Source organism: Bradyrhizobium jicamae, from assembly GCF_018130215.1.
Classification (GTDB): Bacteria; Pseudomonadota; Alphaproteobacteria; order Rhizobiales; family Xanthobacteraceae; genus Bradyrhizobium; species Bradyrhizobium jicamae_A.
Genome location: NZ_JAFCKQ010000071.1, coordinates 1 through 14,968, shown reverse-complemented (window position 1 = coordinate 14,968; position 14,968 = coordinate 1). Strand labels below are relative to the sequence as shown.

The 14,968-nt window shown below is 64.4% G+C and carries 14 protein-coding genes; 7 read left to right on the top strand and 7 right to left on the bottom strand.

The window, feature by feature from the left end; translation table 11 throughout:
• Nucleotides 1–40 precede the first annotated feature (40 nt).
• The 6 genes from JQ586_RS37845 to JQ586_RS37820 all read left to right on the top strand — a co-directional run bounded on the left by JQ586_RS37845 (nucleotide 41) and on the right by JQ586_RS37820 (nucleotide 4,785).
• Nucleotides 41–382: a hypothetical protein gene (locus JQ586_RS37845; RefSeq protein WP_212399749.1), complete on the top strand. Its 342-nt coding sequence runs from the start codon at nucleotides 41–43 to the stop codon at nucleotides 380–382.
• Between the two features lie 179 nt (nucleotides 383–561).
• Complete coding sequence (locus tag JQ586_RS37840) at nucleotides 562–861, top strand: acyl carrier protein (protein WP_212354214.1); 300 nt, start codon at nucleotides 562–564, stop codon at nucleotides 859–861.
• Nucleotides 862–870: 9 nt separating this feature from the next.
• Nucleotides 871–1,344: a 3-hydroxyacyl-ACP dehydratase FabZ family protein gene (locus JQ586_RS37835; RefSeq protein WP_212399738.1), complete on the top strand. Its 474-nt coding sequence runs from the start codon at nucleotides 871–873 to the stop codon at nucleotides 1,342–1,344.
• Entirely contained in the window at nucleotides 1,337–2,524 is a 1,188-nt protein-coding gene (locus JQ586_RS37830; RefSeq protein ID WP_212399737.1) for a beta-ketoacyl-ACP synthase, read from the top strand. The genes JQ586_RS37835 and JQ586_RS37830 overlap by 8 nt, the downstream gene beginning before the upstream one ends.
• Nucleotides 2,525–2,551: 27 nt before the next feature.
• Nucleotides 2,552–3,829 (top strand): beta-ketoacyl-ACP synthase, encoded by a 1,278-nt coding sequence (locus JQ586_RS37825; RefSeq protein WP_212399736.1) that lies wholly within the window; start codon nucleotides 2,552–2,554, stop codon nucleotides 3,827–3,829.
• Nucleotides 3,830–3,849: 20 nt separating this feature from the next.
• Nucleotides 3,850–4,785 carry a lipid A biosynthesis lauroyl acyltransferase gene (locus tag JQ586_RS37820; protein ID WP_212399735.1) on the top strand — a complete coding sequence of 312 codons (936 nt, stop codon included), beginning with the start codon at nucleotides 3,850–3,852 and terminating at the stop codon, nucleotides 4,783–4,785.
• Nucleotides 4,786–4,799: 14 nt separating this feature from the next.
• On the opposite strand, the gene JQ586_RS37815 is transcribed toward JQ586_RS37820, so the two are convergent.
• The 7 genes from JQ586_RS37815 to JQ586_RS37785 form a co-directional block, all read right to left on the bottom strand.
• Entirely contained in the window at nucleotides 4,800–5,906 is a 1,107-nt protein-coding gene (locus tag JQ586_RS37815; protein WP_212399734.1) for a polyamine ABC transporter substrate-binding protein, read from the bottom strand.
• 5 nt (nucleotides 5,907–5,911) lie between these two features.
• Nucleotides 5,912–7,081 (bottom strand): aminotransferase, encoded by a 1,170-nt coding sequence (locus JQ586_RS37810; protein WP_212399733.1) that lies wholly within the window; start codon nucleotides 7,079–7,081, stop codon nucleotides 5,912–5,914.
• A gap of 8 nt (nucleotides 7,082–7,089) precedes the next feature.
• Nucleotides 7,090–7,419, bottom strand: a complete 330-nt coding sequence (locus JQ586_RS37805; protein ID WP_212399732.1) for a rhodanese-like domain-containing protein — start codon at nucleotides 7,417–7,419, stop codon at nucleotides 7,090–7,092.
• A 120-nt stretch (nucleotides 7,420–7,539) separates the two neighbouring features.
• A complete protein-coding gene (locus tag JQ586_RS37800) occupies nucleotides 7,540–9,465 on the bottom strand; it encodes a potassium transporter Kup (protein ID WP_212399731.1) in 1,926 nt (641 codons plus the stop codon).
• Between the two features lie 155 nt (nucleotides 9,466–9,620).
• Nucleotides 9,621–11,519, bottom strand: a complete 1,899-nt coding sequence (locus tag JQ586_RS37795) for a potassium transporter Kup (RefSeq protein ID WP_212399730.1) — start codon at nucleotides 11,517–11,519, stop codon at nucleotides 9,621–9,623.
• A 104-nt stretch (nucleotides 11,520–11,623) separates the two neighbouring features.
• Entirely contained in the window at nucleotides 11,624–12,454 is an 831-nt protein-coding gene (locus tag JQ586_RS37790; protein ID WP_212399729.1) for a flagellar motor protein MotB, read from the bottom strand.
• A 33-nt stretch (nucleotides 12,455–12,487) separates the two neighbouring features.
• A complete protein-coding gene (locus JQ586_RS37785; RefSeq protein ID WP_212399728.1) occupies nucleotides 12,488–13,261 on the bottom strand; it encodes a motility protein A in 774 nt (257 codons plus the stop codon).
• A gap of 277 nt (nucleotides 13,262–13,538) precedes the next feature.
• Between JQ586_RS37785 and JQ586_RS37780 the strand changes: the two genes are divergently transcribed.
• Nucleotides 13,539–14,519, top strand: a complete 981-nt coding sequence (locus tag JQ586_RS37780) for an NADPH:quinone oxidoreductase family protein (RefSeq protein WP_212399727.1) — start codon at nucleotides 13,539–13,541, stop codon at nucleotides 14,517–14,519.
• The last annotated feature ends 449 nt before the right edge of the window (nucleotides 14,520–14,968 follow it).

Sequence of the window (14,968 nt, the reverse complement as noted above, 5' to 3'; positions counted from 1 at the left end):
CATGCTAAACAAGGATGGCGACGCGACCGGACTGACAGCAGTGAAAACGCAGCGGCCAATCACCTCGGAAGACGAGCACGTGGTGCTCAAATTCCGGCCGCGTACCTCGGCCCAGCCGACCGCCAAGCGCGAGGAGCCAGCCCGCCTGGCCCGTCCTGCGCAAGTCGCCAACGACCTTTCCCGCTACGAGAAGCCGCGCGAGGAGCCGGATGACTTCCGCCAGCGCATGCTCGCCAACGTCGCCGCCTTCGCCTTCACCGTGGCGCTCACGGCCGTCGGCATCTGGCTTGCCATGAGCATTGCCGATCTGCGCAAGACCCAGGATTGCGTGCTGATGGGCCGCCGCGACTGCGTCAAGATCTCGGTAATGCCGCGAAACTAGGCCCGCCTACCTTCTGCTCAATCCCGCCCCGCAGGGCCGGCCAAGCTCCATTGAACTAACGGCCCCGCTCCGATATACGGGCACTCGACTCCGGCAGCGGGAATAGGGCGTTCCCGGGCGACGCGCCAGCCTCTTTCAAGCCGCCCCGGATTTATCTCCAATATATCAAAGGCTTAATGATGTCTTCCACCTACGATCAGATCGCCAACATTATCGCGGAGACCTGCGACATCCCGCGCGACACGATCAAGCCGGAGAGCCATGCCATCGACGACCTGGGGATCGACAGCCTCGACTTCCTCGACATCGCCTTCGCCATCGACAAGGCCTTTGGAATCAAGATGCCGCTGGAGAAGTGGACCCAGGAGGTCAACGACGGCAAGGCAACGACAGAGCAGTATTTCGTGCTGAAGAATCTTGCCGACCGCATCGACGAGCTGGTCGCGGCCAAGAACGCGGGCGCGGGCACGGGCTCGTAATCGCCCGCCATGCAGCTTGACTACTTTCAACTGATCGATCGGATCGTCGACCTCAACCTCGACACGAAGACGATCACGGTCGAAGCACAGGTCCCCGCCGCGAGCACGATCTTCGAGGGGCATTTTCCCGGCTACCCGATCATGCCCGGCGTGCTGCTGACGGAGGCCATGGCGCAGAGCTCGGGCTGGCTGCTGCTCGGCCTGATGAAGTTCGAGCGCATGCCGTTCCTGGCGATGATCAAGGAAGCCAAGATGCGCGGCTTCGTCAACCCGAGCGAGTTGCTGACGATCGAGGCCAAGGTCGAGCATGAGGGTTCCGGCTTCGCCGTCACCTCGGCGAAGATTCGAGTCGGCAAGGACCTCAAGTGCAACGCCGAGCTGACCTTCCGCACGATCCCGTTCCCAAGTCCGGACTTGCGTGGGTACATGGATGCAATGGCCAACAAGATCGGCTTCCCGATGCAGGCAATAATCAATGGCTGAGCCGAAAGAAGTCTGGATCACCGGCATAGGCCTGCTCTCCTCGCTTGGCGAGGGGCTGGACGCCCATTGGGAGGCGCTCGGCACCAGGCGCGTCAATGTCGACGAGAAGCGGCTGGCGCCCTACATCATTCATCCGATCGCGCCCGTCAGCTTCGACGCCCAGATTCCGAAGAAGGGCGATCAGCGCCAGATGGAACTGTGGCAGCGTATCGGCACTTACGCGGCCGGCCTCGCCCTGGACTCCGCGGGCGTCAAAGGCAATCAGGATATCCTGTCGCGGATGGACATGATCATCGCCGCCGGTGGTGGCGAGCGTGACCTCAATGTCGACATGGCCATCATGAACGCGGGCGCGCAGGGCAATTTGCCGCCGGCGATGCTCAACGAAAAGCTGATGAACGAGCTGCGCCCGACGCTTTTCCTGGCGCAGCTCTCCAACCTGCTCGCCGGAAATATCGCGATCGTCCATGGGGTGTGCGGGACATCGCGCACTTTCATGGGCGAGGAAGCCTCCAGCATCGACGCCGCGCGCAACGCAGTGGCTCGCATCGGAGCCGGACAGAGCGACATCGCGTTGGTCGGCGCCGCCCACAATGGTGATCGCGGCGATCTCCTGATGCTTTATGCGTTCGGCGAGTTCACTCTAAAGGATCAATACAGGCCGATCTGGGCGCGCAAGGACAGTCCAGGCCTCGCGCTCGGCTCCGTCGGCGCCTTCCTCGTGATGGAGTCGCGCGAGCATGCCGAAGCCCGTGGCGCAAAACCCTTCGCCAGGATCTCCAAGGTTGTCGCCGACCTTGCCCAGCGCAAGCAACCCGGTGCCCTGACGAAATCGCTGCAGACGATGTGGCCGCAACTCGGCGTCAGCGACGACAACACGGCCCTGATCACGGGCGCGACGGGTGTTGAACCTGCGACCGCTGAGGAGCGCGCCTTCCTGAGCGAGCACCCTCGCCTCGCCGTGCGCGCCACCGGAACGACGTTCGGCCACACGGTGGAAGCGCAGTTTCCGCTCGGGCTCGCGCTGGCGGCGCTCTCGATCTCGCGCGGGGCGCTCTATCCAGCCAACGATCCGACTGGATTGGAGGTTGAAAAGACCGGCGCACCGACCCAGATTGTCGTGTTGGGGGCCGGTCATTGGCAGGGCGAAGGCATGGCCCTGGTCGAGGCCGTAAGCTGAGTCCGGCGCAGGATCGACGGGGAGACCATGGCAGCACCACGCGATAAATTCGGCAGGCCGATCGTTGTCGTGACCGGTATGGGGATCGTGACCTCGCTCGGCGCGGGCAAGGTGGACAATTGGAAACGCCTGACCGCGGGCGAATCCGGCATCAAGACGGTGACCCGTTTTCCGATCGACGGCCTGAAGACCACGATGGCCGGCGCAATCGATTTCGTATCTGTCGAGCCGTTCTCCTCGACCAGCCTGTCCGAGCGCCTGGCCGTGATGGCCACTGAGGAAGCGCTCGGGCAATCGGGCGTCGGTCGCAAGGGCGACTTTCCGGGCCCGATGTTCCTGGCGGTCGCTCCGGTCGAGACCGAATGGCCGCAGCGCATCGAGGTCGCGCGTGCCGTCCCGACCAAGGACTTCGGAATCATCGAGTATCTCGCGGCCTGCGGCAACGGTCAGTTCACCGAGTTTCACCGCCGCTTTACCTTCGGCTCGGTTGCCCTCAACCTCGCCGAGACCTTCGGAACCAAGGGCTCGCCGATCTCGCTGTCGACGGCCTGTGCCTCAGGCGCGACCGCGATCCAGCTCGGGGTCGAGGCGATCCGCCGCGGCGAAGCCGATGCGGCGCTGTGCGTCGCAACCGATGGCTCGGTCAATCCGGAGGCTCTGGTCCGCTTCTCGCTGCTTTCGGCCCTCTCGACCCAGAACGATCCGCCCCAGGGCGCCTCGAAACCGTTCTCGAAGAACCGCGACGGTTTCGTGATGGCCGAAGGCGCCGGCGCACTGGTGCTGGAGAGCTACGACGCGGCGATGGCCCGTGGCGCGCACATCCTCGGCGTCGTCGCCGGCTGCGGCGAACTCACCGACTCCTTCCACCGCACCCGCTCCAGTCCGGACGGCAAGCCGGCAATCGGCTGCGTCCGCAAGACGCTCGCGGATGCGGGCATGGAGCCGAACCAGATCGACCACATCAACGCGCACGGCACCTCGACGCCGGAAAACGACAAGATGGAATATCTCGCGACAGCCGCCGTGTTCGGCGACCACACCGCGAAGATCCCGGTGTCGTCGAACAAATCGATGGTCGGCCACACCATCTCGGCAGCGGGCGCAGTCGAAGCAATCTTCTCGCTGCTCACGCTCGAGCATCAGCGGATTCCGCCGACCATCAATTACGAGGTGCCGGATCCGGCTATTCCGTTCGACGTGGTCGGCAACAAGGCGCGCGACGCCAAGGTCACCGCCGTGATGTCGAACTCGTTCGGCTTCGGCGGCCAGAACGCCTCGCTGATCATGACGCGCGAACCGGCTTAAGCCGGTTAGCGCTCCTTGCGATGAAACGCCTGCTCCTTCGGACCAAAGCGCAGCTGCGCGACGCCACGAAGCCGTTCTCGGAGGCGGCGATCGGCGCGCTGACGATCGGAATGTTGCGCACGACGCGCTATTTCGACCCGGACAAGACGGCCAAATTCTTCGGCCGGGCCGCGCATTTCATCGGGCGCAGGCTGCGCGAGGACCGCATCGGCCGCGAGAATCTCAAGGCCGCGTTTCCGGAGAAGTCGCCGGAGGAGATCGAGACGATCCTCACCGGTGTCTGGCACAATCTCGGCCGCCTCGGCGCCGAGTTCGCCCATCTCGACCACATCTGGGACCATGACCCGGAGCACCCCGATAAACCCAGCCGGGTCGAGTTCTCCCCGCGCAGCAAGGAGCTGTTCGACCGGCTCCGTGACGATGGCAAGCCGGCGCTGTTCTTCGCCGCGCATCTCGGCAATTGGGAGCTTCCCGCGCTCGCCGCGGTCGCCCACGGGCTCGACGCAGCAATCCTGTTCCGGCGGCCGAACATCGAATCCGCCGACCGCGCGATCGAACGCATTCGCGCAGTCAAGATGGGCACGCTGATCCCGGCCGGCCGCGACGCGCCGCTGAGGCTCGGACAGGCCCTGCAGAACGGCCAGCACGTCGCAATTCTGGTCGACCAGTATCTGACCAACGGCGTGCCGGTCACCTTCTTCGGCCGCAAGACCATGGCCAATCCGCTGCTGGCGCGGCTGCGCCGACAGGTCGATTGCCCGATCCACGGCACCCGGATCATCCGCCTGCCCGATGGCCGCTTCCGCGGCGAAGTGTCGGAGGAAGTGAAGCCGGCGTTCGATGCGTCCGGCCAGATCGACATCCAGGGCACGATGCAGGCCGTCACTGACGTCGTGGAAAGCTGGGTGCGTGAATATCCGGATCAGTGGCTCTGGCTGCACCGGCGCTGGCGATAAGATATCGCTTCGCGTCACTTCCCCGTCTTTACCCGGGTCCACAGCCGATTGACGATCCGCTGCGTAGCGGGATCGCGTGCGGTGATCACGAACAGCTTCTTCTGCATCGCTTCGTCGGGATAGATGTTCTGGTCATTGAGAATTTTTGGGTCAATCAGCTTCTGGCTCGCCAGGTTGCCGTTGGCATAGGACAGGAAGTTCGAGTTCTTCGCCGCGACATCCGGACGGTAGAGATAATTGATCAGCTCGTAGGCCTCGTTGACGTTCTTCGCATCGGCAGGGATGGCGAGATTGTCGAAGAACATCTGCGCCCCCTCCTTCGGGATCGTGTAGCCGATCTCGACTCCGTTCCTGGCCTCTGCCGCACGGCTGCGCGCCTGCATGATGTCGCCCGACCAGCCGACCACGAAGCAGATCTCTCCCGAGGCCAGCGCGCTGAGATATTCGGATGAGTGGAATTTGCGCACATAGGGCCGGATCTTCATGACGAGATCGGCGGCCTTCTCCAGATCGGCCTGCTTGGTCGAGTTCGGATCGATGCCGAGATAGCTCAGCGCGGCCGGCAGTATATCGTCGGCGGAGTCGAGCATGTGGATGCCGCAATCCTTGAACTTGGCGAGGTTCTCCGGCTTGAACACCATGTCCCAGCTGTCGATCTTCGCATCCGGTCCGAGGATCCGCTGCGCCGTCTTGACGTTGTAGCCGATGCCGGTGGTGCCCCACATGTAGTTGGCGCCGTAGGTGTTGCCGGGATCATAGGTCGCGAGCTCTTTCGTCACCACCGGCCACGCATTGGCGAGGTTCGGCAGCTTCGACTTGTCGAGCTTCAGAAACACCTTCGCGGTGATCTGGCGTTGCAGGAAATAGCCGGTCGGCACCACCACGTCGTAGCCGGACTTGCCCGCGAGCAGCCGCGTCTCGAGCGTCTCGTTGGCGTCGAAGGTGTCATAGACGACCTTGATGCCGGTCTCCCTGGTGAAATCCTCCAGAACTCCCGGCGCCATATAGTTCGACCAATTGTAGAAATTGACCGTGCGCTCTTCCGCACGCGCAGACGCAGACAACAACAGGGCCGCGACGATTGCACCGATGAGGCTGACGTAGCGGCCCTGCCGTCCCATGCTGGCTACCTCTTGCGGCGGTGGATTGCGTCCGAGAGCCGCTCCAGCGCAGTGTCGAGCGTCGAGTCCTTCTTGGCGAAACAAAACCGCACGACCGACGTCACCGCATCCTGCTCGTAAAATGCCGACACCGGAATAGCCGCGACCTTGTAATCCTGCACTATTCGCCAGCAGAACTCCGCATCAGTCTCGTTGAGCCCGAGCGGCGACAGATCCACGGTGAGGAAGTAGGTGCCCTGCGACTTCAGCACCGGAAAGCCGAGGCTCTCCAATCCGCTGGTGAGGCGATCGCGGCTGCGCGCCATGTCCTTGCGCATGTCGAGGAAGTAGTCGTCCGGCTTGTTGAGGCCGTAGGCGACGGCGGCCTGCAGATTGGGCGCTGTCGTGAAGGTGAGAAACTGGTGCACCTTTGCTGCCACCCGCAACAGCGGCGGCGCGGCGCAAACAAAACCGATCTTCCATCCGGTGAGCGAGAAGATCTTGCCGGCACTGCCGACCTTGATGGTGCGGTCGCGCATGCCCGGGATCGTGATCAGCGGGATGTGCTCGCGCCCGTCGAAGACCACGTGCTCCCAGACCTCGTCGCAGATCGCGACGCTGTCGAACTCCTGGCAGAACCGCGCCAGCAGTTCGAGGTCCTCGCGCGGATAGACGACTGCCGCCGGATTGAGCGGATTGTTGAACAGCACCGCCTTGGTCTTGTGATTGAACGCGCTCCGCAGCATCTCCTCATTGAGCCGCCAGTGCGGCGGCTCGAGGCGCAGCAGCCGCGGGATGCCGCCGGCCTGACGGATGATCGGCAGATAGGAATCATAGACCGGCTGGAACACGATGACTTCGTCGCCGGGTTGAACGACCGCGAGGATCGCCGAGGTCAGCGCCTCGGTACCGCCGGAGGTCACCATCACCTCGGTCATCGGATCGAGGTTGAGCCCGTGCCAGCGGCCGTAATGCGAAGCGATCGCCTGGCGGAGCTCAGGGATGCCCATCATCGACGGATACTGGTTGTAGCCGTTCACCGAGGCGTCCGCGGCGGCGCGGCGGATGTCCTCCGGTCCGGGATCGTCGGGAAAGCCCTGTCCGAGATTGATGGCGTTGTTGTCGCGCGCAGCCTGCGACATCGCCTCGAAGATCGTGACCGGAAGGTCCGCGAAGACCTTGTTCATGGAGATCATGGCCGCGATCAGCCGCCCGTCTTGGTGGGCATCCCCGCAGCCTTCCAGCCGATGATGCCGCCCGCCAGATGCTTGTCGTACGGCAACCCGGCCGCCTGCGCCGCAAGCGAAGCGGTCACCGAGCGCTTGCCGGAGCGGCAGGCGAACACCACCTGCTTTCCCTTTGGATCGGGGATCGCCGCCGGATCGAACGTCGACAGCGGCACCACCACGCCATCGGGATAAGCCTCGACGGCGACCTCATTGGGCTCGCGGACGTCGACCAGGAGATAGCGGCCCTCTTCTATGCCCTTCGACACCTCGTCCGGAAACAAATCTTGCACCTTGTGGTCCGCCACGGAAAAATCCTCCCGACATCAGATCGGCCAGCATCGCGCCCCCCGCCAGTCCTGGCCGCAAAGTCGCCTCTCGCGCGGAGAAAATCAAGCGTTCGAAACGGCTTGGTGCCCCGCGCGGAGCTAGATGGTGACCTGCGTGCCGACCTCGACCACCCGTCCGGTCGGAATCTGGAAATAATCGGTGGCGTCGTTCGAGGCGCGGCTCAGGGCGATGAACAGATGGTCCTGCCAGCGCGGCATGCCGGAATGGGCCGCCGGCTTCAGGGCACGGCGGGACAGGAAGAACGACGTCGACATGATGTCGAACTGCCAGCCGAGCTTGCGCGCGATCGCCAGGGTCTTCGGTACATTCGGCGATTCCATGAAGCCGAACTTCAGCGTCACCTTCGAGAAGGTCTCGCTCAATTGCTCCATCCGCACCCGCTCGGACGGATCGATACGCGGCGTCGGCGCGGTATCGATGGTGAGGATGACGTTCTTCTCGTGCAGCACCTTGTAGTGCTTGAGGCTGTGCATCAGCGCAGTCGGCGCGCTGTGGGGGTCGCTGGTCAGGAACACGGCCGTGCCGGAGACCCGCTGCGGCGGCCGCTTCTCCAGCATCTTCACGAGATCGTCGAGCGGGAACTCGAGCTTGCGCGACTTCTCGAACAGCAGCCTGCTGCCGCGCCGCCAGGTGTACATCACGACGATCATCGCGGCGCCGAGCGCCAGCGGGACCCAGCCGCCCTCCCAGACCTTGAGCAGGTTCGCGGCGAGGAAGGTGAGATCGAGGAAAAGGAACGGTGCGATCAGCCCGGCAGCGGCGATCGGCGACCACCTCCATACCCGCCAGATCACGACGAAGCCCATCATCGCCGTCACCACCATGGTTCCGGTCACCGAGATGCCATAGGCCGAAGCCAGCGCGCTGGAGGAACGGAACATCAGAACCAGGAGGATCACCGCGATGAACAGCAGCCGGTTGACGCGAGGCATATAGATCTGCCCGGAATGCGCCTCCGAGGTGTGGCGAATCTCGAAGCGCGGCAGCAGCCCGAGCTGGATCGCCTGCCGGGTCAGCGAATAGGCTCCGGTGATGACGGCCTGGCTCGCGATCACGGTCGCCACCGTCGCCAGCGCGACCATCGGGATCAGCGCCCAATCCGGGAACATCAGGAAGAACGGATTCTCGATCGACTTGGGATCGGCCAGCACGTTCGCCGTCTGTCCCATGTAGTTGAGCGCCAGCGAGGGCAGCACGATGAACAGCCACGCGGTCTGGATCGGTCGCTTGCCGAAATGGCCCAAATCGGCATAGAGCGCCTCCGCGCCGGTCACGGCCAGGAACACCGCGCCGAGGGTGACGAAGCCGATCACGCCATGATGCAGCATGAACCAGACCGCGTGGATCGGGTTGAGCGCGTACAGCACCTCGGGATGCCGCAGGATCGGCGGCACCGCGGCGATCGCGATCACGGCGAACCAGACGCACATCACCGGGCCGAAGAACGCCGCGACGCGCGCGGTGCCGCGTGACTGCACCGAGAACAGCACGACGAGGATGATCACCGTGATCGGGACGACGTAGGGATCGAAGGTCGCGGTCACGAGCTTGATGCCCTCGACCGCCGAGAGCACCGACAGCGCCGGCGTGATGACGGCATCGCCGTAGAACAATGCGCCGCTGATGATGCCGAGCAGCACGATCGTGCCGGCCCCCGCGGTGACCGCGCGCTGCGCCAATGCCATCAGCGCCAGCGTGCCGCCCTCGCCGTTGTTGTCGGCGCGGAGCAGGACCACGACATATTTCAGCGTGACGACGACGATCAGCGCCCACAGGATCAGGCTGAGCACGCCGAGTACCCCCTGCGCGGTGACGCCGCCCTCCCCGCCGTTGGCCGCGACGACGGCCTCGCGCAGCGCGTAGAGCGGGCTGGTGCCGATGTCGCCGTAGACGACGCCGATACTGCCCAGCATCAGGGCCTTGAACCCCGCCGTGGAATGCGCCTCGCCATGTCCATTGGCCGCAGGCGTTTCCGCCGCGGTGATCGCACTCTCGGATGACATGGGAAGCTGCGCCTCTACCTCTTGCCGCACTGCACAACGCAGAGTGGCAGGCCTATACTCCCGGCCTGAATGCATAGGTTAGCACGGATTCAGGCCTCCGCCATGCATTTTGCGCATGGGTCATGGTTCCTCAAAGCCGGAATCTGCTATGGCGATCAGATAGTTACTTGGGTACCGACTTCAACGACCCGTCCGGTCGGGATCTGAAAATAATCGGTGGCGTCGTTGGCGGAGCGGCTCATCGCGATGAACAGGTGGTCCTGCCACTGCGGCATGCCGGACTGGGCGGACGGCTTCAGCGAGCGGCGCGAGACGAAGAACGACGTCGCCATGATGTCGAACTGCCAGCCGAGCTTGCGGGCCACCGCCAGCGCCTTCGGCACGTTCGGTGATTCCATGTAGCCGAAGCGCAGCCGCACCGCGGTGAACTTGTCGCTGATCTTCTCCATGTGCACGCGCTCGGAGAGATCGACGCGCGGCGTCGGCGCGGTCTCGATGGTCAGGATCACGTTGTGCTCGTGCAGCACCTTGTTGTGCTTGAGATTGTGCAGCAGCGCGGTCGGCACGAAGCTCGGATCGCTGGTCAGGAACACCGCGGTGCCCTTGACGATATGCGGCGGCCGCTTCTCCAGGCTCTTGATCAGCTCGCGCAGCGGCACCTCGATACGGCGGGTCTTGGCAATCAGGATCGCAGCGCCGCGCAGCCAGGTCCAGATCATGATCGCCACGATCGCCCCGAACAGCAGTGGCACCCAGGCGCCTTCGAACAGTTTCAGCAGGTTGGAGCTGAAGAAGGTCATGTCGACAACGACGAACGGCAGAATCAACGCCGCCGCCGAGGCGGCGCGCCAGTTCCACAGCTTCCAGATCACGATGAAGCCCATGATGCCGTCGGCAACCATCGTCGTGGAGACGGCGATACCGTAGGCGGAGGCCAGCCCGCTCGAGGTCCGGAACAGCAGCACCAGCAACAGCACGCCGATCAGCAGCATACGGTTGACGCGCGGCAGATAGATCTGGCCGGCATGGACCTCCGAGGTGTAGCGAACCTCGAAGCGCGGCAACAGTCCGAGTTGGACCGCCTGGCTGATCAGCGAATAGGCGCCGGTGATGACGGCCTGGCTCGCGATCACGGTCGCTGCGGTGGCGAGCATCACCAGCGGCAGCAGCAGCACGTCGGGCACCATGCGATAGAACGAGTTCTCGATCGCGGTCGGATCGGACAGCACCAGCGCGCCCTGCCCGAAATAGTTGAGAAGCAGCGACGGCAGCACGAAGAACAGCCAGCCGGACTGGATCGGCTTGCGGCCGAAATGCCCGAGATCGGCATAGAGCGCCTCGCCGCCGGTCACCGCCAGGAACACCGCGCCCAGGGTGACCAGGCCGATCGTACCGTGGGTCAGCATGAACTGGAGCGCGTAATACGGATTGATCGCCGCCAGCACCGACGGATCGTCCGTGATGTTGACGACCCCCATCGTCGCGAGCGCGCCGAACCACACCACCATGACCGGTCCGAAGGCGGAGGCGACCCGGGCGGTGCCGTTGCGCTGCACCGCGAACAGCGCGACCAGGATCAGGATGGTCAGCGGCACGACGTAGTGCTCGAGATGCGGCGTGGCGAGCTTGAGGCCCTCGACCGCCGACAGCACCGAGATCGCGGGCGTGATCATGGAATCGCCGATGAACATCGAGGCGCCGACCACGCCGAGCGCAAGCAGCGGCCAGCTGCGGCGCCCGATCGCGCGCTGGCCGAGCGCCATCAGCGAGAGCGTGCCGCCCTCGCCATTGTTGTCGGCGCGCAGCAGCAGCAACACGTATTTCGCGGTGACGACGATGAACAGCGCCCACAGGATCAGGCTGAGCACACCCAGCACCATGATGCGGGTGACCGGCTGGCCGTGCGCGGCACCGCCGACCGCCTCGCGGAACGCATAGAGCGGCGAGGTTCCGATATCGCCGAAAACCACGCCGATGCTGCCCAGTGTCAGGGCCCAGAAGCCCGAGGCGACCTTTCCCTCCTGGGCTTCGGTGGATGAGACGCTGACGGCCATGGTGGGGTTGGGAGACGCTACCGGTTGATTGATCCGCGCGGCTATCGGCGCTTCGGCGCTCGCTGTCAACCAAGCACAACGTCACTGCCACGGCAGCATGGACCCTACGGCTTCAGATCCGGCGGCAGCGGCGGGTTTTCCCGCATCAACGTGATGGTCACGCGACGGTTCGACGGCAGCGTCGGATCGTCGGGAAACAGCGGCTCGCCGTCGGCCTTTCCCGACACCGCGAAGATGTGGGAGTCCGGCAGGCCCTCGCGCTCCAGGATCTGGCGCACCGCATTGGCGCGGTCGGCGGACAGGTCGAAGGCACCGTAGTCGCTGCGCGCCGGCACGAAGCCTGCCGCGGTATGTCCGACGATCGCAATCCGCAGCGGCGTCGCCTTCAGCGGCGCGGCGAGCTTCTGGATCAGCCGCCTCGTGCGGTCGTATGGCACCTTCGAGCCGTCGGCGAACATCGAGCGGCCGTCCTGGTCGATGATCTCGAGGTTGAGCCCCTCCTTGGTCTCCTCGAACATGATGTTCTTGGAGATCTCGGTCAGTTCCGGCATGTCCTGCAACGCCTGCCGGAGCGAGGCGGACGCCAGCGCGAATTCGCGGTCGATCTTCAGCCGCGCGCCGTTGATCTGGCTGCGCTCCTTCTCGTCCGGCGTCGGATTGGCGGAGGATTCTTCCGGCGAGATGTGGTCGACGTTCTTGAGCTTCGGCCGCGTCGGCAGGCCGTCGGATTCGATGATGCCGGAATAGCGGACATCGGTCTGCACACCGAAGGCATCGCGCATCGAGCCGGCGACGATCTTCAGCTTGTTGTTGTCCATGGTGGAGAAGGCGACGAGCATCACGAAGAAGCTCATCATCAGACCCATCAGGTCGGCGAACGTCACGAACCAGCCGTGACCTCCGCCATGTGCATCGCCGCGCTTTTTCTTCGCCATCGTTCAAGCTTTCCCGGCCGCGCCGCCCTGCCGTCAGGCCGGGACCGGCTCGCCTTCCTCGTGGCGATGCTTTTCCGGCAGATAGGCCAGCAGCATTTCGCGGACCAGCGCCGGGCTCTTGGAATCGCGGATCATCAGGATGCCGTCGATGATCAGGGTGCGGTTGGTTTCCTCGTCGAGCAGCTTGCCGTGCAGCTTGTCGGCGATCGGCAGGCAGAACAGGTTGGCGACCAGCGCGCCGTACAGGGTGGCAAGCAGCGCGGTCGCCATGAACGGGCCGAGCTTGGAAGGGTCGGTCATGTTGGCGAACATCTGCACCATGCCGATCAGCGTGCCGATCATGCCGAAGGCCGGCGCGCAGTCGCCGATCGCGCGATAGATCTTGCTGCCCTCGTCGAGGTGCATCAGGAAGTTGTCGCGATCGCGCTCCAGATTGTCGCGGATGAATTCGAGGTCGTAGCCGTCGGCGACGTAACGGATGCCCTTGGCAAGGAACGGCTCGTCGGTCTCGACCTTTTCCAGCCCGACCGGTCCCTGCTTGCGGGCGATCTCGGCGATGCGGGCGAGCTCGTCGACGAGGTCGCGCGCCGACAGCCGGCTCATGGTGAAGGCGAACTTGGCGCCGAGCGGCAGGCCGTGCAGCATCACGCCGAGCGGGAAGCGGATCATGGTCGCCGCGATCGAACCGCCGAAGATGATGATCATGGCATGTTCGGAAATGAACATGTGCAGGTCGCCGCCCAACAGCATCATCACCGAAATCACGATGATGCCCGCCAGCAGCCCGGCGCCTGTCATGATATCCATGAGAAACTCCAACGCGTACGCAACACCGCCTGTCCTGGACGGCGCGCGGCCCAGGGCGGACCACGTGAGAAAACCCTAACGTTAATGCCATTAAGGACGGGTTACTGAATTCGGTAGGGATAACAACGGGTAAACGCCCGCTTCCTCGCGATGTCGTTGAAGATGCTGGATTTCCGCTTCGAACGCCGATGCGGCATGTGCAAAAGCCCTCCCCGTAGTACACCGGACGTGGGAAAGCTTCCTTTCCCAGAGGAAACGAACCAGCGAGAAGCACCGGATGAAGGCCGTCGTCGTCGAGCATTACGCACCCATCGACCAGATCGGGCTGAAGGAGGTTGCCCAGCCCGCAACCGGGCCGGGGCAAATCCGCGTCCGCGTGCACGCTGCGAGCATCGGCTTCGTCGACGGGCTGAAGGTCGAGGGCCGCTACCAGACCAGGGATCCCCTGCCCTTCACGCCCGGCGCGGAGTTCGCCGGCGTGGTCGACGACGTCGCCGGTGATGTCATGGGCCTTGCGGCGGGCATGCGGGTGATGGGTGCGGCGCGCTCGGGGGCGCTGGCTGAAACCATCGTGGTGCCGGCGTCGGCGGTCGAGATCATGCCCGACGGGCTGTCGATGGAGGCTGCCGCCGCCTTCCGCACCAACTATCTCACCGCGCTCTATGCACTCGGCGAGCGCGGTTCGCTCCGCGCCGGCGAGCAACTGCTCGTGCTCGGCGCGGCCGGCGGCACCGGCATCGCCGCCATCCAGGTCGGCAAGCTGCTCGGCGCCCGCGTCATCGCCGCCGCGTCGACCGAGGAGAAGCGCAACTTCGCCGCGAGCTTCGGCGCCGACGCCGTCGTCGATTACACCAGGACAGATTGGCGCGATGCGCTGAAGGATCTGACCGGCGGCCACGGCGCCGACGTGATCTTCGATCCGGTCGGCGGCGAGGTCTCCGTGCAGGCATTCCGCTCCATCGCCTGGAACGGGCGGCATATCGTGGTCGGCTTTGCCGCAGGCAGCATTCCGGCGCTGCCGTTCAACCTGCCGCTGTTGAAAGGCGGCATTCTCGTCGGCGTCGACGCCGCCCAGATCGCGCGTCGCGAGCCGGATGCGCAGGCGCGCGTGATGACGCAATTGTCGGCCTGGTTGAACGACGGCAAGCTCACGCCGGTGGTCGGACAGGTGTTCGCCTTCGAGGACTTTCGCGCCGCGTTCAGGACGATGCAGACCCGTGCGGCGTTGGGAAAGATGGTGGTGAAGATCGGGGCGTGAGGAACGCTGTACTGTCACGCACCCGCGTCGTCCAAGTGAGTCACACGTTCGCGATCTCGCGACATCATTTGTCCGAGCTTTGCATTTGGTTTCGCCCTCTCCTTGAATAGAGGGCGCAGGGAAAGCCGGGTGCCGATCGCACCCATGGGCCCCGTGCAATGTAGAAAGCACGGGGGTAGGACCACAGGTGTAACCGGGCAATCCGGCTTTCCCTGCGCGATGGGTTACGGCTTATACGTGCTCTCCCCGGCGAGACTGGGCTGTTTTGTCACCGCTTTCGCAAAGATGCTTGCGCACACTTCACGAGAGGACACCTGCCACCAGGGCGTCAGGCCTGCACGATTTCGCCGTCCGCTTCATGCGCTCTCGTCAGTCACGCACGCAACGTCCACCGCATCCCACCACAACGTTCGTGACGATCGCGAGCGCCCCTCAGGCGGGTGAGACGG

Coding starts and splice junctions, on each gene's coding strand:
- JQ586_RS37810 (WP_212399733.1), bottom strand. CDS start 7,081: ATGATCTCCATGAACAAGGTCTTCGCGGACCTTCCGGTCACGATCTTC.
- JQ586_RS37835 (WP_212399738.1), top strand. CDS start 871: ATGCAGCTTGACTACTTTCAACTGATCGATCGGATCGTCGACCTCAAC.
- JQ586_RS37800 (WP_212399731.1), bottom strand. CDS start 9,465: ATGTCATCCGAGAGTGCGATCACCGCGGCGGAAACGCCTGCGGCCAAT.
- JQ586_RS37825 (WP_212399736.1), top strand. CDS start 2,552: ATGGCAGCACCACGCGATAAATTCGGCAGGCCGATCGTTGTCGTGACC.
- JQ586_RS37790 (WP_212399729.1), bottom strand. CDS start 12,454: ATGGCGAAGAAAAAGCGCGGCGATGCACATGGCGGAGGTCACGGCTGG.
- JQ586_RS37815 (WP_212399734.1), bottom strand. CDS start 5,906: ATGGGACGGCAGGGCCGCTACGTCAGCCTCATCGGTGCAATCGTCGCG.
- JQ586_RS37820 (WP_212399735.1), top strand. CDS start 3,850: ATGAAACGCCTGCTCCTTCGGACCAAAGCGCAGCTGCGCGACGCCACG.
- JQ586_RS37840 (WP_212354214.1), top strand. CDS start 562: ATGTCTTCCACCTACGATCAGATCGCCAACATTATCGCGGAGACCTGC.
- JQ586_RS37785 (WP_212399728.1), bottom strand. CDS start 13,261: ATGGATATCATGACAGGCGCCGGGCTGCTGGCGGGCATCATCGTGATT.
- JQ586_RS37795 (WP_212399730.1), bottom strand. CDS start 11,519: ATGGCCGTCAGCGTCTCATCCACCGAAGCCCAGGAGGGAAAGGTCGCC.
- JQ586_RS37830 (WP_212399737.1), top strand. CDS start 1,337: ATGGCTGAGCCGAAAGAAGTCTGGATCACCGGCATAGGCCTGCTCTCC.
- JQ586_RS37780 (WP_212399727.1), top strand. CDS start 13,539: ATGAAGGCCGTCGTCGTCGAGCATTACGCACCCATCGACCAGATCGGG.